Source organism: Bradyrhizobium sp. CSA112, assembly GCF_029051645.1.
Classification (GTDB): domain Bacteria; phylum Pseudomonadota; class Alphaproteobacteria; order Rhizobiales; family Xanthobacteraceae; genus Bradyrhizobium.
In genome coordinates this window covers 324799-344400 of the sequence record NZ_JAACFS010000002.1, presented here as the reverse complement: position 1 = coordinate 344400, position 19602 = coordinate 324799, and the positions used below count along the sequence as shown (strand labels likewise).

16 protein-coding genes, 2 tRNA genes and 1 pseudogene are annotated in these 19602 nt (G+C 62.0%); 7 read left to right on the top strand and 12 right to left on the bottom strand.

The features are described 5' to 3' along the window. Positions 1-29 precede the first annotated feature (29 nt). Together GWE18_RS06575 and GWE18_RS06570 are read right to left on the bottom strand one after the other, a co-directional pair. Entirely contained in the window at positions 30-1088 is a 1059-nt protein-coding gene (locus GWE18_RS06575; RefSeq protein WP_275184974.1) for a phosphotransferase family protein, read from the bottom strand. A 143-nt stretch (positions 1089-1231) separates the two neighbouring features. Beyond that, positions 1232-2464 carry an acyl-CoA dehydrogenase family protein gene (locus tag GWE18_RS06570; RefSeq protein WP_275184973.1) on the bottom strand — a complete coding sequence of 411 codons (1233 nt, stop codon included), beginning with the start codon at positions 2462-2464 and terminating at the stop codon, positions 1232-1234. 176 nt (positions 2465-2640) lie between these two features. Here GWE18_RS06570 and GWE18_RS06565 point away from each other — a divergent pair, with 176 nt between their 5' ends. Continuing rightward, the gene (locus GWE18_RS06565) at positions 2641-3333 is read left to right on the top strand and encodes a TetR/AcrR family transcriptional regulator (protein WP_275184972.1); all 693 of its coding nucleotides are present in this window, start codon (positions 2641-2643) and stop codon (positions 3331-3333) included. Between the two features lie 1027 nt (positions 3334-4360). Here GWE18_RS06565 and GWE18_RS06560 read toward each other — a convergent pair. Beyond that, the gene (locus GWE18_RS06560; protein WP_275184971.1) at positions 4361-5320 is read right to left on the bottom strand and encodes a Bug family tripartite tricarboxylate transporter substrate binding protein; all 960 of its coding nucleotides are present in this window, start codon (positions 5318-5320) and stop codon (positions 4361-4363) included. 108 nt (positions 5321-5428) lie between these two features. On the opposite strand from GWE18_RS06560, the gene GWE18_RS06555 reads away from it, so the two are divergent. Then, positions 5429-6400 (top strand): LysR family transcriptional regulator, encoded by a 972-nt coding sequence (locus GWE18_RS06555; protein WP_275185163.1) that lies wholly within the window; start codon positions 5429-5431, stop codon positions 6398-6400. Positions 6401-6422: 22 nt separating this feature from the next. Here the strand turns inward: GWE18_RS06555 and GWE18_RS06550 are convergent, their stop codons facing one another. Together GWE18_RS06550 and GWE18_RS06545 are read right to left on the bottom strand one after the other, a co-directional pair. After that, positions 6423-7529 carry a hypothetical protein gene (locus tag GWE18_RS06550; RefSeq protein WP_275184970.1) on the bottom strand — a complete coding sequence of 369 codons (1107 nt, stop codon included), beginning with the start codon at positions 7527-7529 and terminating at the stop codon, positions 6423-6425. Then, a complete protein-coding gene (locus GWE18_RS06545) occupies positions 7498-7734 on the bottom strand; it encodes a CAP domain-containing protein (protein WP_275184969.1) in 237 nt (78 codons plus the stop codon). The genes GWE18_RS06550 and GWE18_RS06545 overlap by 32 nt, the downstream gene beginning before the upstream one ends. A gap of 375 nt (positions 7735-8109) precedes the next feature. Here GWE18_RS06545 and GWE18_RS06540 point away from each other — a divergent pair. After that, positions 8110-8432, top strand: a pseudogene (locus tag GWE18_RS06540) (hypothetical protein). A gap of 70 nt (positions 8433-8502) precedes the next feature. On the opposite strand, the gene GWE18_RS06535 reads toward GWE18_RS06540, so the two are convergent. The 4 genes from GWE18_RS06535 to GWE18_RS06520 form a co-directional block, all read right to left on the bottom strand. Then, positions 8503-9729, bottom strand: coding sequence for a CaiB/BaiF CoA-transferase family protein (locus tag GWE18_RS06535; RefSeq protein WP_275184968.1), 1227 nt, complete (start codon positions 9727-9729; stop codon positions 8503-8505). A gap of 269 nt (positions 9730-9998) precedes the next feature. Then, positions 9999-12311, bottom strand: coding sequence for an ABC transporter substrate-binding protein (locus GWE18_RS06530; RefSeq protein WP_342804228.1), 2313 nt, complete (start codon positions 12309-12311; stop codon positions 9999-10001). A 350-nt stretch (positions 12312-12661) separates the two neighbouring features. After that, positions 12662-12735 (bottom strand) — tRNA-Gly (locus tag GWE18_RS06525). 363 nt (positions 12736-13098) lie between these two features. Next, positions 13099-13299 carry a hypothetical protein gene (locus tag GWE18_RS06520; protein ID WP_275184967.1) on the bottom strand — a complete coding sequence of 67 codons (201 nt, stop codon included), beginning with the start codon at positions 13297-13299 and terminating at the stop codon, positions 13099-13101. Positions 13300-13489: 190 nt separating this feature from the next. Between GWE18_RS06520 and GWE18_RS06515 the strand changes: the two genes are divergently transcribed. Then, positions 13490-13885, top strand: coding sequence for a YciI family protein (locus GWE18_RS06515; protein WP_275184966.1), 396 nt, complete (start codon positions 13490-13492; stop codon positions 13883-13885). A gap of 359 nt (positions 13886-14244) precedes the next feature. Next, positions 14245-15468, top strand: coding sequence for an ABC transporter substrate-binding protein (locus GWE18_RS06510; RefSeq protein WP_275184965.1), 1224 nt, complete (start codon positions 14245-14247; stop codon positions 15466-15468). Between the two features lie 150 nt (positions 15469-15618). On the opposite strand, the gene GWE18_RS06505 is transcribed toward GWE18_RS06510, so the two are convergent. Next, positions 15619-15704, bottom strand: a tRNA-Tyr gene (locus GWE18_RS06505). 203 nt (positions 15705-15907) lie between these two features. On the opposite strand from GWE18_RS06505, the gene rlmB reads away from it, so the two are divergent. After that, positions 15908-16735 (top strand): 23S rRNA (guanosine(2251)-2'-O)-methyltransferase RlmB, encoded by an 828-nt coding sequence (gene rlmB / locus GWE18_RS06500; RefSeq protein WP_275184964.1) that lies wholly within the window; start codon positions 15908-15910, stop codon positions 16733-16735. A 58-nt stretch (positions 16736-16793) separates the two neighbouring features. Here the strand turns inward: rlmB and GWE18_RS06495 are convergent, their stop codons facing one another. Both GWE18_RS06495 and GWE18_RS06490 read right to left on the bottom strand, forming a co-directional pair. Beyond that, complete coding sequence (locus tag GWE18_RS06495) at positions 16794-17165, bottom strand: hypothetical protein (protein ID WP_063791627.1); 372 nt, start codon at positions 17163-17165, stop codon at positions 16794-16796. A 31-nt stretch (positions 17166-17196) separates the two neighbouring features. Beyond that, positions 17197-17643 (bottom strand): hypothetical protein, encoded by a 447-nt coding sequence (locus GWE18_RS06490; RefSeq protein ID WP_275184963.1) that lies wholly within the window; start codon positions 17641-17643, stop codon positions 17197-17199. Positions 17644-17912: 269 nt separating this feature from the next. Between GWE18_RS06490 and GWE18_RS06485 the strand changes: the two genes are divergently transcribed. Continuing rightward, positions 17913-19550: an alkaline phosphatase family protein gene (locus GWE18_RS06485; RefSeq protein WP_275184962.1), complete on the top strand. Its 1638-nt coding sequence runs from the start codon at positions 17913-17915 to the stop codon at positions 19548-19550. Positions 19551-19602: the final 52 nt, after the last annotated feature.

Here is a 19602-nt window from a genome sequence, read left to right as displayed (position 1 = left end):
GGTTTTTGAGCAGCTATGACGCAGTAGGATTAAGTCGCGCCGGCCTTCTGAGCATATTCCCAGGAAGACTTCGACAGCGGCACGGTGCGCGCCGCCGACTCCAACGCCTTGGCGTTGGCGGCGGTGCCGTCGCGAATACGTCCGGCGATACCCTGCGTGATGCCCGCCAGGCGGAACATGTTGTAGGCGAAGTACCAGTTGAGGTCGGGCACTTCCATGCCGGTGACGTTGCAGTAGATCTGCGCGGCCTCTTCCACGCTCGGAATATTCAGCGCCTTGAGATCGACATTGGCCAGACCCGGCATGGTCCACTGCATCAACAGATAGGTGAAGTCGGCCATGGGATCGCCGAGCGTCGACAATTCCCAATCCAGCACCGCCTGTACGCGCGGTTCCGTCGCGTGGAAAATCATGTTGTCGAGACGGTAGTCGCCGTGGACGATCGAGACGCGCTTCTGCTCCGGAACGGTTCGCGGCAGCCATTCGGCCACCTTCTCGAATTCCGGAATGTGCTGCGTCTCGGAGGCGCGGTACTGTTTGGTCCAGCGGTCGATCTGGCGCGCAAAATAGTTGCCGGGCTTGCCGAAATCGCCGAGCCCGATCGCTTCCGGATTGAAGACATGGAGTTTCGCCAGCGTCTCGATCTTGCTGGTGAAGATCTGGCGCCGCGCGTCCGGCGTCTGGCTCGGCAGCGTCGGATCCCAGAACACCCGGCCTTCTTCCATCGACATGATATAGAAGACCGCGCCGATCACGGCGTCGTCGGTGCACAGCGCATAGGCCTTGGCAACCGGAAAGCTCTGTTTGCCGAGGGCTGCGATCACGCGGAACTCGCGGTCGACCGCATGCGCCGACGGCAGCAATTTGCCGAACGGCTTGCGGCGCATCACATAGGAGCGAGCGGGTGTCTCGAGCTTGTAGGTCGGATTGGACTGGCCGCCCTTGAACTGCCGGACTGTCAGCGGCCCCTGATAGCCCTCGACATGCTTGCGCATCCAGCGATCGAGGCTCGCCTCATCAATGCGATGGCGCTCCTCGACTGCCTTGGTGCCCGAAAACTCTTCGTCTTTCCTGACGCCGTCCGCCACGATGACGCTCCCCTTAAGTTTCTTATCCGTCGTTCCGGGATGGTCCGAAGGACCAGACCCGGAACCTCGAGATTCCGGGTTCGATGCTGCGCATCGCCCCGGAATGACGGTTGAGAGAGCGCTGCGTTCGCTCCCTCTATTAGTTAGTGCGTAGCGTTTGCATACTTCCGAAGTTCAAGTCTGGCAATGGCGCGGTTATGCACCTCGTCCGGACCGTCGGCCAGACGAAGCGTACGGATATGCGCATAATCCCGCGCCAGGCCGGCATCGTCGGAGACGCCGCCACCGCCGTAAGCCTGGATGGCGTTGTCGATGATCCTCAGCGCCATATTCGGAGCTGTGACCTTGATCATCGCGATCTCGGCCTGCGCGGTCTTGTTGCCGACCTTGTCCATCATGTCGGCGGCTTTGAGGCACAGCAAGCGATTCATCTCGATGTCGGCGCGCGCTTCGCCGATGCGCTGTTCCCACACCGAGTGCTCGATGATCTTCTTGCCGAACGCGGTGCGCGAGGCCAGCCGCTTCACCATCTTCTCCAGCGCCTCCTCGGCCTTGCCGATGGTGCGCATGCAGTGATGGATACGGCCCGGGCCGAGGCGACCCTGCGCGATCTCGAAGCCGCGGCCTTCGCCGAGCAGGATGTTTTCCTTCGGCACGCGAACGTTTTCCAGCAGCACCTGGGCGTGACCGTGCGGCGCATCGTCAAACCCGAACACCGGCAGCATCTTCTCCACCTTGATGCCGGGCGTGTCCAGCGGCACCAGGATCTGCGACTGCTGCTGGTGCTTCGCCGCCTTCGGATCGGTTTTGCCCATCAGGATCGCGATCTTGCAGCGGGGATCGCCGACACCCGACGACCACCATTTGCGGCCGTTGATGACGTAGTGATCGCCATCCTTTTCGATGCGCGTCTCAATGTTGGTCGCGTCCGACGAAGCCACCGCTGGTTCGGTCATCAGGAAGGCGGAGCGAATCTCGCCGTCCATCAGCGGCCGGAGCCACTTCCGCTTTTGCTCCTTGGTGCCGTAGCGGATGAACACTTCCATGTTGCCGGTATCGGGGGCGGAGCAATTGAACACCTCTGAGGCCCAGGAGATGCGGCCCATCTCTTCCGACAGCAGCGCATATTCGAGGTTGGTCAATCCCGCGCCGCGGAATTCATCATCCTCATGCGCGTTCGGCGGCATGAACATGTTCCAGAGGCCCTCGGCCTTCGCCTTCTTCTTCAGTTCCTCGAGGATCGGGATCACCTTCCAGCGCGGCCCCTCCGCATCCTGCTGCTCGTAGATCGGCACCGCGGGACGAACATGGGTGGCCATGAATGCGCGCACGCGGTCCAGCCATTCCTTCTGCTTCTCGGACATATCGAAGTTCATGGGACGCTCCTCGGCTCTGGGCTTCTGAATTCGTTGGGCCGTACTGTCCGCCCGCCTCCCATTCGCCGCAAGGTATTTTGCGCTACGCAATGAGGCGACGGATTGACATTTCCGGCTCTTCAAACGATAGTTTCATACAACTGTTTGAATTGCAACTCCCCTGGCGGGTACCAGATATGTCGAGCGATAGGACCCGGTCTGCCATCCTTGCCGCCGCCGAACGGCTTTATGCCGATCGCGGCTTCGGCGACGTGACGCTGCGCGACATTGTCGCCGAAGCGAACGTCAATCTCGCCGCGGTGAACTATCATTTCGGCTCCAAGGACGAGCTGATCGCGGAGCTGTTCGTCACCCGCAGCCTCGCCACCAACCGCGAGCGGCTCAACGAGCTGAAGCTTGCGGAAGAAAAAGGCGGCGGCCGTGCCCCGATCGACGCCATCTTGCATGCACTGGTGGGCCCTACCCTGCGCGGCTGTCTCGGTCCCGACCGCGAAGGCTCGACCGCAGCGCGCTTCATGATCCGCGCCTCGATCGAGTCGGTGCCGCCGATCCGCCGCATCAAGAACCGCGAGGTCGATCATTTGCGAAAATTCATCGCCGCGATGCGCCGCGCGATGCCCGGCCGCGACGACGCCGAACTCTATTGGGGCCTGCATTTCGCGCTGGCGATGTCGCATCACACCATCCGGGAAAAAGAGCGGCTCACCAGATTGTCGGAAGGACAATGCGACCTCAACGACGTGGATGCCATCGTTAACCGCGTGGTCGCGGTCTCGGTGATGGCGCTGACGGGCGGCGAGACGCCGGCGAAGAGAGCACCCACGCTGCCGGTGGTACCGCACGGGAGGCTGACCCGGCAGGACTTGTGAATTGGAATCGTCACGCGCTAAATTCTCGTAGCACGGCTCTCTCCACGTCATTGCGAGCGCAGCGAAGCAATCCATAGCGCCGCAAGTGGAGAGGTGGATTGCTTCGCTTCGCTCGCAATGACGCGGAGGTAGCGATGCAACACACTACCGTCATCCCCGCGCAGGCGGGGATCCAGTACGCCGCGGCCTATCGGTTCAATCATTGATGTCTCTGGAATACTGGATCACCCGCCTTCGCGGGTGACGACAACCGAGTATGCGTTCGCGATCCCGCGACATGAACTGTCCGAGGTTTGCTGGAGAACCTCCCGCCCTCCAATCAGAGGGCGCAGGGAAGACCGGGTGCTTGCTGCACCCGCGGTCTCGCGTGCGATTTGCGCAAACAAAACTGCACACGAGCATACAGGGCAGCGGGAGCATTCCGGCCTTCCCTGCGCAATGGCTTTACGGCTTACTTCGTGCTCTCCCCGGTGAACGGCTCTTTTGCCACCGTCGCTGCGCTTTCACACAGCTTAACGCCAGCACCGCGGCGTCCGGACCACACGACTTCGCCGTACGCATCCGGCGCGTACGTCTAGCGCGCCATCTGCGTCCATCGCATCTCACCGCACGTTCGTGACGATCGCGAGCGCCCCTCATCTGCGTGAGACAGGCGGAGTTATGCCGGTGATTTGCGTGAGAACGAAAGCAGAATATTTTTGCGCGAAGGGCTGGACAGGTTCTTGCTGATTTGCCCGTCGTGCCAGCTTGTCGCAGGCCGCAGCATGAAATTGCGCTTGCACAGGAGGCAAATCAGTTCGCAGTCCGTAGGTGATTGCGTTCCCCGGATGCTACGCAGCACGAAGTGATGCGCTGCTGATCCGGGGTCCATGGGTCCCGGCTCTGCAGTGCAGCGTTAAGAACGCTGCACTGCGTCCGGGACACGAGAACCGCAGAGTCGGCAAAGCGACAGCGTGCCCACCACAAGAAGCGCACTTGATGATAGATGGTAGGCACGTCGCTCACGCTCCTTTGCCAACCTACGAAGCTATTCAGGCTTGAAGCCGGATGCCTTCACCACCGGTCCCCATAGTTCGGAGTCGGATTTCTGAATCCTTGAAAATTCCTCAGCAGAAGTGCCGGTCGGTTGAACGCCCAAGGCTGTCAGGCGCTCGCCGAACTCTGGAGTGCCTACCGCATGGCGCACGGCCCGGTTCAATTGCGTGATCAGCGCGGCCGGTGTTGCGGCAGGCGCGTAGATGCCGTACCAGCCCTCGCCGCGAATGCCGTAGCCGCCTTCGGTAAACGTCGGCACTTCCGGCAGCACCGGTGATCGCGCCCGGCCCGACGTCGCAAGCACGCGGATGCGTCCGGCCTTGTGAGCCTCGACCAGATCCTGCGTCGAGGTGAAGAACAGCGGCAGGTGACCACCGATCAGATCGGTAATGGCTTGCGGATTGCCCTTGTAGGCGACGTGACGAAGTTCGAGATTGGCTTGGCGCGCAAAGAGCACCGCAAAGAAGTGCGGCAGTGATCCTGCTGCCGGCGTTCCATAGGCCGCCTGATCGGGATGACTCTTCAACCAGTCAACCAACTCCTTCAGGTTCTTGGCGGGCACGTTCGCGCCCACCGCGACGCCAAGGTCGAAGGTCCCCACCTGCGAGATCGGCTGGAAGTCCCGGACTGGATCGTAGGCCAAATTGTCGTAGACGTGTGGGAAAAGCACCATCGGCGCGATCGGCGTGAACAGCAGGACCGTACCGTCAGCCGGCGCGCCCTTCACCGACTGGATGCCGAGGCGTCCCGCCGCGCCAGGCCTGCTCTCGACGATGACCGTCCGATTGAGCTGCACGCGCATCGACTCAGCGATCATCCGCAAAGCCGTATCGCCGACACCGCCGGCCGGAAACGGCAGCACAATCCGGATCGGGGATTCGCCCGTCTCGGCCCCGGCATGATCAGCCATCAGGCCGAGCATCATTGCCAATGCAACTCGGATCATGCGCATGGACGCCCTCGCTGGCAGACGGTCGTTATGATCTTGACCACTCGACCCTCTGCCTTGATGATCCATAAAGGAAGTCTTGTTTTCTTTATATGGCGATAAAATCCATTGATGGAGGCTTACATGGACCGAGGCCCTGCTCTCGACGGACGCATCAAGCTTCGCGATCTTCATGTGCTTCAAACTGCGGCCCAAACCGGCAGCATGGCCAAAGCGGCGGCTCATCTGGCCATAACCCAGCCCGCCGTTTCCTATGCGATTTCAGAGTTGGAGCATGCCGTGGGCGTGCCGCTGCTCGAGCGTTCGTCGCAGGGCGTCACACCGACGGTCTATGGACGGGCCCTGCTGGAGCGCAGCGCCATCGTGTTCAACGAGTTACGGCACGGCATCAGCGAGATCGCTTCCCTCGCCGACCCCGAGGTCGGCGAGTTGCGGATCGGCACGACACCGCCGATGTCGGCGGTGGCTTCGGCCGTATTCAATCGCCTGGTGCCGCGCTATCCGCGAATGCGGTTTGATCTGACTGTGGGCCCGACTGACGTGCTGCTCCGCCAGTTGCGCCAGCGCGATGTGGAGATCGTCATCAGCCGGCTCGCGTCGATGGCCGGCAACGATGATCTAAGCGTCGAGACGTTGTTTCGCGACGAACTGGTGGTCCTCTGCAGCAAGCACAGCAAGTGGGCCCGACGCCGCAACGTGTCCCTGGCCGAACTCGTCGGCGAGCCGTGGGTGCTCCCTCCCCCAACCGGCTTCCTCACCGGAATCATGCGCAGCGCATTCGAAGCGCAAGGCCTGGCCTTTCCCCGTGCGACGGTGACGACGTCGTGCACGTATTCGCTGAGCGTGCTGGTGGGCAACGGCAATTTCCTCGGCATTCATCCCCGGGCGATGTTGACGACACCGAACGAACATCCGCAACTGACTGCGGTCGACGTGCGCTTGCCAACCACACACGGCGCGATCGGCCTGATCGCGCTGAAGGATCGCTCGCTCAGCCCGGTGGCGAAACTGTTCGCACAATCGGTCGCGCCGGTCGTGCAGGACATCAAGCCGAAGCGGACATCGAGCGCTATGCGCAGATAGTCCGTTTTCTGGGCGTTCCGGATCAGACGATCAGGAAATCCTGACTGGTCAGCGCCAGCTTGGTCGAGAGCTCCGCGAACTGGACTGCGGCCGCCGAACCTGTCCCGTCCGGATCGTAGCTAAGCGCGCCGGTGTCACTGTTGTAGATAATCCGGTCGGTCGAATCATGGGCGGCCGCGCCGATATGGAACGTCGAAGAGGACATCGTGCCGTTCCATCCGAACGCCGTGAATACCGCGTTGTCCAGCCGGACCGTGTCGTCCACGGCCGAGAAGTCCGTGATCTTGTCGACGTTCGAAGCACCGAGACTAGTATCGAAAACGAAGCTGTCCTGGTTCGCGCCGCCAGTCAGGACATCGCGGCCGGCTCCGCCATAGAGACGATCGTTTCCGTCGCCGCCGAGCAGCGTGTCGTCTCCCGTGCTGCCGTACAGGTAGTCTCTCCCGGAGCCGCCCTCGCGCCGGTCATTGCCGTTCTGCCCGTAGAGCCGGTCGTCGCCGCCGAGGCCCTGCATCGTGTCGGCGCCGGCCGTACCATTGAGGGTCTCGCCTGATGCCGTGCCGGCGATCACGTTCGACGAAGGCGGAGGTGGCTCGGAAGGCGGCGGCTGGGAGCCGCCGCTTGTGGCGGGATCGATCAGGTCGAGCTTGACATTCTTGCTGCCGATCGTCGTCTGCATGGTGGTGGCTTGAATACCCGCCCCTGAGAACGTGACCGTGTAGGTCGCCGGCGGCAGCACGAGATCATAGCCGCCGGAGCCGTATGTGGTCGTGGTGTAGGTCGCGCCGGTGCTGCTCACGGCGGTTAGCGTCAGACCGCCGAGTTCCTCGCCCACATCGTAGAAGCGGTCGCCATCCTTATCGTCGAACGCCACGCCGGTGAGGAACACGCCCGAGCCGGAACGCGCGAAATCTTCGGTAACGAACGCGCTATCGCGGCCGCCGTAATCGCCTGCCTCGAAGCCAAGCCCGACTTCGCGATAATTGTCATTGAGGATGTTGGCCCGATGACCCGACGAATTCATCAGGTTTGTGTGCAGCAGCAGCACCTCGTCCTGCAGCCCGGCGGGCGATCGCGTCGTTGCCCACGCGATGTTCTCACCCCAGCTCCAGGAACCCCGTGAACGCATAGCCCGCGGCAGTCATGCGCTGACCCGCACTCGACCCGCCTGAGCCTGTGTGCGAGAAGGTGTCTGTTCCGATCATCCATTGGCTGTGGCCTTCACTGGCCTCGTTGAGATCGCCATCGAAGGCAAGCGGCTGAGCGCCCACCTTGGCACGCTCGGCATTGATCAGTTCAAGCAAATACTGCTCATAGGTACTCGGCTGCGCCATGACGATGTCCTCGCAGGGTGATGACTGATGACGATGTGCTGAAGGACCATTCGCGATTGATCTGATTTGCTGCTATTGGCCGAGTGTGATCAGTCATTGACCCAATCGTGACCATTTATGGGATAATGGTCATGCTCGATCGAGCGATCTTCGGAGTTCCAATCATCCCGTGGCGCGGCGACCGCGCGCGACAATTTCTACTTCGCAAAGACAGGATGAGATCGTTCGACGCGGACCTCATCACAACAGCGCTTCCATCTTCGCCGGGGAACGCGCAGGCCGGCAATGCCGTTGTGGGTCAGCCCTCGCAAAAGTGCATCAACGCAAGTCGACACTCTGGTCGAGGGTCGAGGAACACACAGAACGGAGGAATCGATGCCGACCGAGCCGACGATTGCCCGCATCTGGCGCGGCCGCACGCGGCCTGAAATCGCTGACAGCTATGAAGCTTATATTAGAACTGAAGGCATCCCGCCGCTGGAGAAGACGGCGCTCGGCGTTCAGCTCTTCAGGACCGTGAACAGGAGAGCTGGTTCACAACCATCTCCTACTGGAGCGACCTTGAGTCCATGACCGCCTTCACCAAGGGCGAGCCGACCAAGGTGCACCATCTCGATCGCGATCCCGAGTTTCTGATGGAGCTGCCCGCGTTCATCCAGATCCATCGGATCCTGATCAACCGTCAGGGCTTGCGCTGACTGTCTGTGCTTTGTCGTGTCGCCAAATGAGAACCGGCGCGGCCTTGCAAGCCCGCGCCGGCTTTCCGGATCAGACGATCTTCTGCGCCTTCAGCGCTTCGACCTTGGCATCGTCGTAGCCGATCGTCGCCAGCACGTCCTTGGTATCCGCGCCGAGCAGCGGCGGCGCGCGATACTCCTTAACCGGGGTGCCGGAGAAGGTGATGGCATTGCGGATCAGCGAAAGGTCGTGCTCCAAGGGGTGGTCGACCTTGACTTGCATGCCGCGCGAGCGGACATGCGGATCGGCGAACACCTGCGAGAAATCGTTGATCGGACCTGAGGGGACGCCGGCCTTCTCCAACTCTTCCAGCCAATGAGCGACGGGCTCCTTCAGGAACAGCCCGGCGAAGATCGCCATGATCTCCTTGCCGTGAACGACGCGGTCGTTGTTCTTGACGAAGCGCGGATCGGTCGCGAGCTCCGGCGCGCCGAGCACGGCGCAGGTGCGCTGGAATTGGCCGTCATTGCCGACCACCAGCATCAGTTCGCCGTCGGTGCAGCGGAACACACCGGCCGGCATGCCGCCATTGCCCCAGGTGCCGCGCCGCGGCGGCGTCTGGCCGTTGACGAGAAAGATCTGCGCGTAATGCGACAGCGCGGCGATCACGGTGTCGAACAGGCAGACGTCGACGTGCTGCCCCTCCCCGCCATTGGCCTTGCGGTGATAGAGCGCGGCCAGAATGCCGATCGAGGAGTTCATGCCGGTCATGTAGTCGACGATGGAGGGGCCGACCTTCATCGGCCCCGCGCCCGGTTCGCCGTCGATGTGGCCGGTGACGCTCATCAAGCCGCCCATCGCCTGCAGGATCGCGTCATAGCCGGCGCGCGGCGCATAAGGCCCGGTCTGGCCGAAGCCGGTTACCGAGCAATAGATGATGCCGGGGTTGATCGCCTTGATCGATCCGTAATCCAGCCGGTAGCGCTTGAGATCGCCGACCTTGTAGTTCTCCATCATCACGTCGCAGCTTTTGGCGAGCTCGCGGACAATGTCCTGCCCTTCCGCCGTCGCGATATTGACGGTGACGGATTTCTTGTTGCGGTTGGCGCAGAGGTAGAACGAGTTGTTGTTGTTGTTCTTGCCCTCGGGGTCTTTCAGGTAAGGCGGGCCAAAGGCGCGGGCGTCGTCGCCGCCGCCGGGACGTTCGATCTTGATCACTTCGGCGCCTAGGTCGGCGAGCATCTGCGCCGACAGCGGGCCCGCGAGCACCCGCGTCAGGTCGAGAATCTTGATGCCCGAAAGTGGCAGAGCCGACATGAAACTTCCTCCGAAATCTTGATTCTGTGGCGCGGTCGCCGCGCCTGCCGCTGCGAAGCTTGCCGATACACTATTTTATGTGGCTGAGCCCTGCATTACCGGCATGACGCCATCCGTTCGCCGCCCGCCGACACAAGGCGCCGCGAACAGGCCGGAGGTCTCGAAGTGAAGCGGATGGTGCGTTCCGCCAAATGGAACGGCCCGGGCATTTGCCGAAAAAGCAACGGCCCGCCGAAGCGGGCCGTCCTATCGTCAAACCGTGGTTGCCGTCACTGCCGGGGGCCGGCCTTGGCGCGGCTGGCGCGCCACTCCAGGAATTCGCGATACAGCGGATCGCGCTCCTGTGGCGAGAACGCGGTAGCGGCGGGCGCGGCCACCGGCGCGGCGGCGGGCAGAACGGCGCCCGATGCTGCCGATAAGCCCGGAGGGGGCGGCATGTTGCGGTCGAGCCATTCCTGTGCCGCCTTGAAGCGCGTCCATCCCGATACCGTCGCACGCAGCGCCATTTCCTTCCACTTCGGATGGAACGGCGGGCGCTGCAACTGCGCGACCTTGTCGAACATAGTGTCCACCAGGAGCGCCAGCCGGCGGTAGCGGTCGCTGTTCGGCGCCCAGTTATACGACGCCAGCACCGCCTCGGCCGCGATCGTCTCGATCGAGCCGCCCTCCGCCACGAGGCCCGGGTAGTCCGCCGACGAAAGCTTGGAAGGCAGATATTCCTCCTGGAGAGGCTTGGCGTAGTCGACCGGGACCAGATGCAGGTTGCGATCGTTGACCTGGTTCAGCCATTGCAACGGCTTGCCCTCGATCGCCACGATGGCGTCGATCTCGCCCTTGCGCAGCATGTCCACCGCCAGCCGGGGCTCCTGATAGATCAGGTGCGGCCTGATCCCGAGCCGGTCGAACACGTTGATCGCGGTCACGAAGGTGGAACTGTCGGGCAAATCGACCACCACGGTCTTGCCGTCGAGCTCCCTCATGCTGGTGATCGTCCTCGGCGCCAGGACGTGCATCTCTTCATTGAACATCTTGGCGACGTAGACAAACTGGTTGCGGATGTCCTTTGCGAAGTCCTTGCGGTCGAGATAGGACAGCGTGTCCTTGCGCACGATGCCGGCGTCCACGCCCCTCAAGAGCAGAATGTCGGCCACCGCCTGAACAGACCCGCGGCCCATCACGGGCAAGATCCGCAAATTGGTGCCGCTGTCGAGCACGGAAGCGAGATCCGCGCCGACCTGCGCATAGGTGGAGCCGAACGAGCCCGTCATCAGGCTCACGGTATTGGCGTTGAGCTGGTTGGCCAGATCGCGCTTTGTGGCGGTGCCGTACTTGAAGATCGTCTTGAAGGAATCGCTGACGGCGCCAGGATCGATGCCGCTTCGCACCGGGCCGAAGTGCTGCCATTGGCCGTTCGTGAAGCGCATCATCCGCATCTGCTCGATCGGCGCATGATCGGCGGCGCTGGTGTTGAGCAGGATGCCCTGCACCATCATGGGAAGCTGAATACCCTTGATCGAGCGGGCCTGCTTCATGATGTTTTCACGCGACAGGTCGTCGCCGCAGTTCTTCAGGACCTCGTGCAGCGTCTTGCTGACGAGATAACCGAGAACGGCCTGGCCGTTGGCCTTGCTCACGCTCGGCACATAGCGCTGCATGAAGGCGCTCCATTCGCGGAACGCCGCATCGCCGGCCGCCGCCGAGTCTTCGCCCTCCAGGCGGTATGCCGCCGACAAAATGCCTTCCGCATTTTGCGCGCCCGCCGGCTGAATCACGGCCGAGTAGGAGTTGGCGATCGACGCGACGAAATGGTTCGGCCTCCAGCCGAGCTCGGCGCTTCGCCGGATCGCCATGATCGCGAATTTCGGCGTGGTGAACTCAATGAAGACGTCGGCGCCCGAGGCCTTCAGCTTGGCCATCTGCGCATCGATATTGGTGTCCGTCACCTTGTATGGGGCCTCGGCCACGATCGCAATCTTGCCGCCCAGGCCGTCCTTCAGGCCCTTCAGGTATTCCTTGCCCATCCCATCCTCCTGATAGAGGACGGCGATCCTGCTGCGGGGATGGTTCTCCAGGATATACTGCGCAAAGATTTGAGCTTCAGCCGTGTAGGTCGGCAGGAAGCCCATGGTCCACGGAAAATCGCGCGGCTGGTCCCAGGCCGCCGCGCCCGACAAGGCAAAAAGCTGCGGGACCTTTTTTGAGTTCAAATAAGGCTGGATCGTCGCGTTCGTGTTCGTACCGATGGTCCCCAAGGTGAAGAGAACCTGGTCCTCCTCGACAAGCTTGCGGGTCATTTCCATGGTTTTGGTGGGCTCGTAGGCGTCGTCATAGGTGATCATATTGACCTTGCGGCCGTTGATGCCACCTTCGGCGTTGACCTTGTCCAGATAGGCCGCGATGACCTTGGCGATGACGCCGTAGGCGGAGGCCGGACCGGTATAGGGGGCCGTGTTGCCAATCCGGATTTCGTTGCTGCCCGGAGGCGCCGCGTACACCTGATCGCTGATCGCCGAGCCGGCCATCGCGGCGAGCACCAGCGCCGTCACAGCGCCGCGTCGCGGCGCGGTGCAAAGCCGGCGCATGGCCGTTCCGGCCCGAGACCGGAACAATTGCTCTTTTAGCCAACGAGGATCGATCTTAGCCCGCATTGCAGCCCCCCTGTGAGCCCATTACTAAACGCGCGTGATGCGAGCGGGCACCGTTTCAACCCTACTCGCCGACATTGTGTCTCAATCGGATTGATTTTGTGGCAAGTCCAGGCGTTCCGTAAGGCATGGTTAGCAAGCGCGTATTTTCGCCCTCAGAAATGCACGAAATCGACGCTAACGCGTCGCCCCGCAATCGGAACGTGTTCGTGTACGCAACCGCAGGTGCCTACGGCGTATCACATTGCGACACGATATCAGCGAAATCTTGAATAAATTTTGAACGATGGAGCGGGTGAAGGGAATCGAACCCTCGTATTCAGCTTGGAAGGCTGCTGCTCTACCATTGAGCTACACCCGCGCTGGCGTTGAACTAACACGCCGTGCAGGCGGCCTCAACCCGCCGCAGGTGGCCCGATCAGAACATCCTGTGGCGGCCCATGGAACGGTCCGAGCCCTTAACAGGGGCTGATTCGCCGCCTATATTGATGTTTCCATCAACAACGAAAGGAGGTGATCCAGTGTCTTATACCAAGCGCTGTCACCTCGCTGGGATCGCCCGCTAGGCTCTATTTATAGCCTGGCATCGGGGCGCTCTCAGCCCTGGACCAGCGAGCACAACAATTGGGGCGCGACGGGAGCCATCCCGCCGCGCCTTTTGTTTGGCTTTATGGTTGGTGCCTGAGGCTGGTCACGGTCATGTGCCGGCAGCTTTGGTGTGCGATCAAAATCCACAGAGATTGACGAAGCGAGGGCGCCGGCCGCGGCGGTCTTCGGCAATACGCTCGCCGCCGTTGACGGCGGAACTGCCGTAGTAGCGGTGGTGGCCGGTGACGTCGTGCCAATCGCCTGCCTGCGACGACGCCGGCGACGGTGCGCGCAATCTCGTAGCATCGCAGATGATCGTGGCTGGCTGGCGTCGCATAACCGTCTCCTTGAATGGCGCGTTGGCTCGCGTTCTGCTCATCAGTCGAGAGCCTGCCGGGCCGCGTTCAAGGGCAATCCGATATATCGTGTTTCCGGAATGTTTCGTCGCGGTCGATATGTCGGGATGATCCGGGCCGAATCGTCCTTTAAGGGGCAGCCAGCCCGGCCAGCCCATCAAGGAGAATCCGATGCTCTATGCCATTCTCGCCTATCACGTCGAAGCCGAGGTGATGTCCTGGAAGCCAGAAGAGGATGCGGCACTGATGACCAACCTCCTGGCGGTGCACGACCGGCTTAACGCGAAGAAACTGCTCGGACCGGCGGCGCGGCTCGGGGCGACCGCGGAAGCCCGCACCCTACGCGGACCGGGCGCCGGCATGGTCATCGACGGGCCGTTTGCCGAGACCAAGGAGCAGCTATTGGGATTGTATGTGGTGAACTGCGACAACGCGGACGCCGCGCTCGATGTTGCGCGCGACCTGCGCCGCGTCAATCCGACGGCCGTCTACGAGATTCGACCGATCAGGCTTTACCTGCCCGGAGAAGCGTTGCCGGAAACCGCTCAGGAAGGCGATCAGGGTTGAGGCTTCCCAAGGCGACGATGCGCTCCTCGCCGCCTGCTCGCGGCGGGCGCGGAACAGTTCATGGGAGTGGCTTGGTTGCCTCCAAGGGAACAAAAGCGAATCCGTTGACACAACCGATCGACAGCGTACGCTTGTTGCATCGCGTTTTGCGGGAACTTGCGCTTGCCTGCTACTGGCTACCGCCGTTTTCGGTATGAGCCGGTCGAGGACATAGGCTCATCCATTTTTGGCTCATCCATTTTTGTCAAAGAAAATGACGATCATGTTGCCGCCAATCTCTCGGCGCTTGATCTAGAACAGGCTACGCGCCTCACATAGGTCTCGAAATCTGGCTGCATTCTTGTAACGGAGTTCATCCGATGCAAACCAGGGCCCGAACACTGATCGCTTTTGTCCTGGCGCTCATCTTGGCGCTTACATCATTGAGCGCGATCACCGAGCGAGTACGCGATCCGGGCGTGACCGACACTGAAATTCGCATCGGGAACGTTATGCCCTATAGCGGCAGCTTGCAGGTCTTCGGAGCGATTGGAAAAGCCGAAGCGGCGTATTTCGAGATGATCAACGAGCGTGGCGGGATCAACGGCCGCAAGGTGCGCTTCATCTCATATGATGACAAATCCGATCCATCGACGGCTCTAAGCCTCACGCGCGATCTCATCGAGAAGGACGACGTCCTCCTGATGTTCGGATCGTTCGGAACGCCGGGGAATTTTGCCGTTCGCGCGTACTTGAACGAAAGGCAAGTTCCTCAACTCTTTGTCGCCTCCGGAGACGATCATCTGAGCGATCCGTCGTTGTTTCCGTGGACAATGGGCTGGCAGCCCTCCATTCGGGAAGAGGGGCGCATCTACGCCAACTACATACAGGCGTTCTACCCCGGAAAAAGGATCGTTGCTCTCTGGCAGAACGATCATTTCGGTCGAGAACTGTTCAAGGGCTTGGAAGACGGACTCGGCGACGTCGCCCGGATGATCAGGGTCGACATCGCCTACGATATCGCAGATCAGCATCTGGACACGCACATATCGATCTTGAAGCGATCAGGAGCTGAAATTTTTGTATTTGCAGGGGTGCCTGCAAACGCAGCGAAAGCCGTCCGAATAGCGGCGGATCTCAATTGGCATCCGGTGTTCATCTTGAACCATATGGCTTCATCGATCGCGACGGCGCAGCCCACCGACAACGCCTTGAGCGCTATTACGGCCGCCTTCCTGAAGGATGCAAATGACCCGGCCTGGAAGGACGAACAAACCAGCAAGGACTGGCAGGCATTTGTCGAGAAATACAATCGGGCCGGAGGCAAGGACGACAACGCCGCCGTCTTCGGCTACGCCGCAGCCGAGACATTGGCCCAAGTGCTCAAACAATGCGGCGACGACCTATCTCGCGAGAACGTCATGAAGCAGGCAGCGGCCCTCAAAGACTACCAAGGCTCGATGTTGCTACCTGGGGTCAAAATCAGCACTGGACCCGGGAATTTTCGACCGATCAAACACCTGCGACTCATTCAATTCGACGGCCGCACCTGGCAGCCGATTGGCGAAGTGCTCGAAACCGCTTTCTCCAACGCACAAAAGTAGCGGTGTCCGGGCAAACAACATAGCGTGGGTGACGCCAGGCGAAGCTTTCTGATCTGCCGAGAGAGCCCGGCTTCGCCCTTCGGGCTACGCCGCGGCAGCCTTCGCTACGATGGGGCTTGCCGAGCCGTAGCTCGCGGAGCGAGCGAAGGCTGGTGGGGAAGGAAGGACTCGAACCTTCGAAGCCATACGGCGGCTGATTTACAGTCAGCTCCCTTTGCCACTCGGGACACTTCCCCGTCCAACAGCGTCACCGAACCGACCGCCCGAGTGGCGGAGGACCGGACCATGGATGACGCTGAGGCCGAGAGCGCGGTCGAACCGGCTGCGGCCGGCGCGTTTATGGGCGAAGGGGGATGGCAAAGTCAACCAATGCGGACCACCAAAACGCGCTTCCATGGGGCAAATTGCCATATTCATGCCCCCGTGACACAAGCTCCCCATGAGCGATCGCGACCGAAAGCCGCCGTTCCGCCGCGGCGGCGGCAAACCCTTCGAAAAAGGGCGGAAATTCGCGCGTCTGCCGGGCCGCCGGGACCGGGACGCGAGCCCTGACGGGCCCGTGATTCTTTATGGCTGGCACACGGTTTCGGCGGCCCTCGCCAACCCGGAGCGGGGAATCCGAAAGCTGTTCCTGACCGAAAACGCCGCGAGGCGGCTGGCGGACGAGAATATCGACACCCGCGTTCCCGCGGAAATCGTCCGGCCGAACGTAATCGACCAGCGGCTCGGCCCCGACGCCGTGCATCAGGGCATGTTGGCGGAGGTCGATCCCCTGCCCTCGCCCGATATCGATACCCTGCCGCAGGAAGGCATCGTGCTGGTGCTCGACCAGATCACCGATCCGCACAATGTCGGCGCGATCATGCGCTCGGCCGCCGCCTTTGCGGTCAAGGCGATCGTCACCACGGCCCGCCACAGCCCGGAGGCCACCGGCGTGCTGGCAAAATCCGCGTCCGGCGCGCTGGAACTGGTGCCTTTGGTGACCGTGCAAAACCTCGCCCGCGCGCTCACCGAACTGAACGACCGCGGCTTCATGACGGTCGGGCTCGACAGCAATGGGACGGAGGATCTCGGCGCGGTGGCCTTGCAGCAGCCGCTCGCGCTGGTGCTGGGCGCCGAGGGCAAGGGGTTGCGGCAACTGACCCGCGAGACCTGCAGCGTGGTGGCGCGGCTCGACATGCCCGGCGAGATCAAGAGCCTGAACGTCTCCAACGCCGCAGTGCTGGCGCTCTATATCGGCGCTGTCAGGCTTGGCTTGATGAAATGAAGAGCGCCCGCTCGCGGCAGGCAAACGGGCGCTGAAATCGTTCACTGATGGCGACAGATCAGTAGTAGCGGCGCAGTACGGGCCGACCGTGGTAATAACGGCCCGTGTAACGGTAACCGTGCCGGTGATAGCCGTACGAACGGTTATAGCCATAGCCGTAGTCGGAGATCGCGCCTTCGCGATAGACCGGACGCGGCGCCCAGTTGCCGGGACCGGTATAGGTCGGGCCCTGGTTGACGTAATAATACTGCTGCTCCGGATCGGGCAGACGCTCGCGGACCCAGCCGCCACAAGGGTTGCAGCCCGCATAGCCATAAGCGACCGGCGCGACATAGACCGGCGCTGCACAGGCGGTGTAACCGCACGCCATCGCGGGTGCAGCGGCCATGACGGCGACTGCCGCGACCAATCCTTTAAGTATCTGACGCATTACTCTCTCCTGTTCGTATTTTCCTTAGGTCTTAGCGTGGAAGATTATGCGGCCCTCGCCTGTAATCCTGCGGCGCGTAGATGATCTCGGGCGGATCGACCGGCACGTTGGACTGCGCCGGCAGCGGCGCCGATTGCGCCGACCAGGACTGATGATAGCTCTCGGCCGGCTGCGGTAACCTGCGGTTCGCCGGCGGCTCGATTTCCAGGCGCCCGTAACCGGGCATGCGGCCGGCGCTCGGATAGTAATGACCGACATGCGGAACCGGATCGATATAGCGGCCGCCGTAAATGGTCGGCTCGACATGGGTGCCCTTGCCCAGACCCCAATCGCCCTCGACCACCGCATAGGATGCATCGATGCCGTTAATGATGATGGGTACGCCGGGACGGCCCGGAATCACGATCTCGAAGCCGCCGCCGGCAAAGGCCGCCGACGTCATCACCGCCAAAATTGCCAGTGTCGCGGCAACGCGCATCGCTTGGGATCCCGTTTTCCTGGAGTCCCAATTTAATCCAACGCGCCGTTCCGTGTGTTAAGGCGGCCGGCCAAACTGCCGGTAAGGCTAACGCGCAAGGCTGGATCGCCGCTCAATTGCGAGGAATGGCGCTATCCAAACGTTAACGTCGCTGGGGATCGGAAGGCCGAACCCGGGACCGGTGCCCCGCTCGATTGTCATTTGCGCGGCAATATCGCACCATCCCGCCCTTCTCCCACTTCCTCCTGACTCCAGCCGAAATGCCTGAAATGACGACCAAAACGCCTGTGAAGAATGTGCTCTGGATCATGTGCGACCAGCTTCGCTACGACTATCTCGGCTGCACCGGACACCCGGTGCTGAAGACGCCGAACATCGACGCGATGGCGAGGCGTGGCGTGCTGTTCTCGAACGCCTATGTGCAGTCGCCGATCTGCGGCCCGTCGCGGATGTCGTTCTATACCGGGCGTTACATGCGCTCGCACGGCTCGCACTGGAACGGCTGGCCGCTGCGCGTTGGGGAGCCTACGCTCGGCGACCACCTAAAGAAGATCGGCGTGCGCAACGTGCTGGTCGGCAAGACCCACATGGCCCCCGACCTCGAAGGCCTGAAGAATCTCGGCATCCCCGCAGATTCGATCATCGGCGTGCATGTGTCGGAATGCGGGTTCGAGCCCTATGAACGCGACGACGGCCTGCACCCGACCGGGCGGCCGCGTCCGGCCTACGACAACTACCTGCGCCAGCACGGCTATGACGCGCCCAATCCGTGGGAGCACTGGGCCAATTCCGGCGCGGCAGACGACGGCACCTTGCAAAACGGCTGGCTGCTGGTTCACGCCGACAAGGCTGCGCGCGTCCCCGACGAGCATTCCGAGACGCCCTACATGACGCGGCGCGCGATGGAGTTCATTGCGGAGGCGCAAGACGACGGCCGGCCATGGTGCCTGCACCTCTCCTACATCAAGCCGCACTGGCCCTACATCGCACCCGAACCCTACGCCAGCATGTATGGCCCGAAAGACGTGCAGCCGGTGATCCGCTCGCAGGAGGAACGCGCCAACGCGCATCCGGTGTTTGCCGCCTATATGGACCTGCGCTATTCTCGGAACATGTCGCGCAACGAGGCGCGCGAGAAAGTCATCCCGACCTATATGGGCCTGATCAAGCAGATCGACGACCAGATGGGCGTCTTGATGCAATTCCTCGAAGCGCGCGGCCTGCTCGACACCACCATGATCGTGTTCACGTCGGACCATGGCGACTATCTCGGCGATCACTGGATGGGCGAGAAAGATCTGTTCCACGAGCAATCGGCCAAGATTCCGCTGATCGTGATCGATCCCTCGCCTGCCGCCGACAGCACGCGCGGCACGGTGAGCGACGCGCTGGTCGAGGCGATCGACCTGGCGCCGACCTTCATCGACTATTTCGGCGCCACGCCGCCGGATCACATTCTGGAGGGACGCTCGCTAAAGCCGCTGCTGCATGGTGAACGGCCCGCCGACTGGCGCAAGGTAGTGTTCTCCGAATACGACTACGCCATGCAGGACGTTCGCGTGATGCTGAACCAGCCGATCGAGCGCTGCCGCCTGTTCATGGTGTTCGACGGCCGCTGGAAGTTCATCCACGCGTCCGGGTTCCGGCCGATGCTCTACGACCTCGAAACCGATCCGGAGGAGTTTGACGATCGCGGCGCCGACCCTGCCTGCGCCGATATCGTGGCGCGGCTGCAGTCGGAGTTGTTCGACTGGGCGCTGCATCCGAAAATGCACGTCACCACGCCGAATGCGAAGATCGCGGCCTATGCTGCCCAGCAATTGCAAGTGAAGAACGGCGTGCTGATCGGCATCTGGGACGAGGCGGAACTCGGTGCGATCAGGGAGAAGATCGGGATGAAGCCTTAAGAGCCGGCCTCGCACGCATGATTGGTGTTGCGGCGGAGCCACGTCGTGTCGG

Coding starts and splice junctions, on each gene's coding strand:
- GWE18_RS06490 (WP_275184963.1), bottom strand. CDS start 17,643: ATGCGCGTTGCCGCGACACTGGCAATTTTGGCGGTGATGACGTCGGCG.
- GWE18_RS06565 (WP_275184972.1), top strand. CDS start 2,641: ATGTCGAGCGATAGGACCCGGTCTGCCATCCTTGCCGCCGCCGAACGG.
- GWE18_RS06550 (WP_275184970.1), bottom strand. CDS start 7,529: ATGCGTTCACGGGGTTCCTGGAGCTGGGGTGAGAACATCGCGTGGGCA.
- GWE18_RS06515 (WP_275184966.1), top strand. CDS start 13,490: ATGCTCTATGCCATTCTCGCCTATCACGTCGAAGCCGAGGTGATGTCC.
- GWE18_RS06495 (WP_063791627.1), bottom strand. CDS start 17,165: ATGCGTCAGATACTTAAAGGATTGGTCGCGGCAGTCGCCGTCATGGCC.
- GWE18_RS06530 (WP_342804228.1), bottom strand. CDS start 12,311: ATGCGCCGGCTTTGCACCGCGCCGCGACGCGGCGCTGTGACGGCGCTG.
- GWE18_RS06535 (WP_275184968.1), bottom strand. CDS start 9,729: ATGTCGGCTCTGCCACTTTCGGGCATCAAGATTCTCGACCTGACGCGG.
- GWE18_RS06560 (WP_275184971.1), bottom strand. CDS start 5,320: ATGCGCATGATCCGAGTTGCATTGGCAATGATGCTCGGCCTGATGGCT.
- GWE18_RS06485 (WP_275184962.1), top strand. CDS start 17,913: ATGACGACCAAAACGCCTGTGAAGAATGTGCTCTGGATCATGTGCGAC.
- GWE18_RS06520 (WP_275184967.1), bottom strand. CDS start 13,299: ATGCGACGCCAGCCAGCCACGATCATCTGCGATGCTACGAGATTGCGC.
- rlmB (WP_275184964.1), top strand. CDS start 15,908: ATGAGCGATCGCGACCGAAAGCCGCCGTTCCGCCGCGGCGGCGGCAAA.
- GWE18_RS06570 (WP_275184973.1), bottom strand. CDS start 2,464: ATGAACTTCGATATGTCCGAGAAGCAGAAGGAATGGCTGGACCGCGTG.
- GWE18_RS06545 (WP_275184969.1), bottom strand. CDS start 7,734: ATGGCGCAGCCGAGTACCTATGAGCAGTATTTGCTTGAACTGATCAAT.
- GWE18_RS06510 (WP_275184965.1), top strand. CDS start 14,245: ATGCAAACCAGGGCCCGAACACTGATCGCTTTTGTCCTGGCGCTCATC.
- GWE18_RS06555 (WP_275185163.1), top strand. CDS start 5,429: ATGGAGGCTTACATGGACCGAGGCCCTGCTCTCGACGGACGCATCAAG.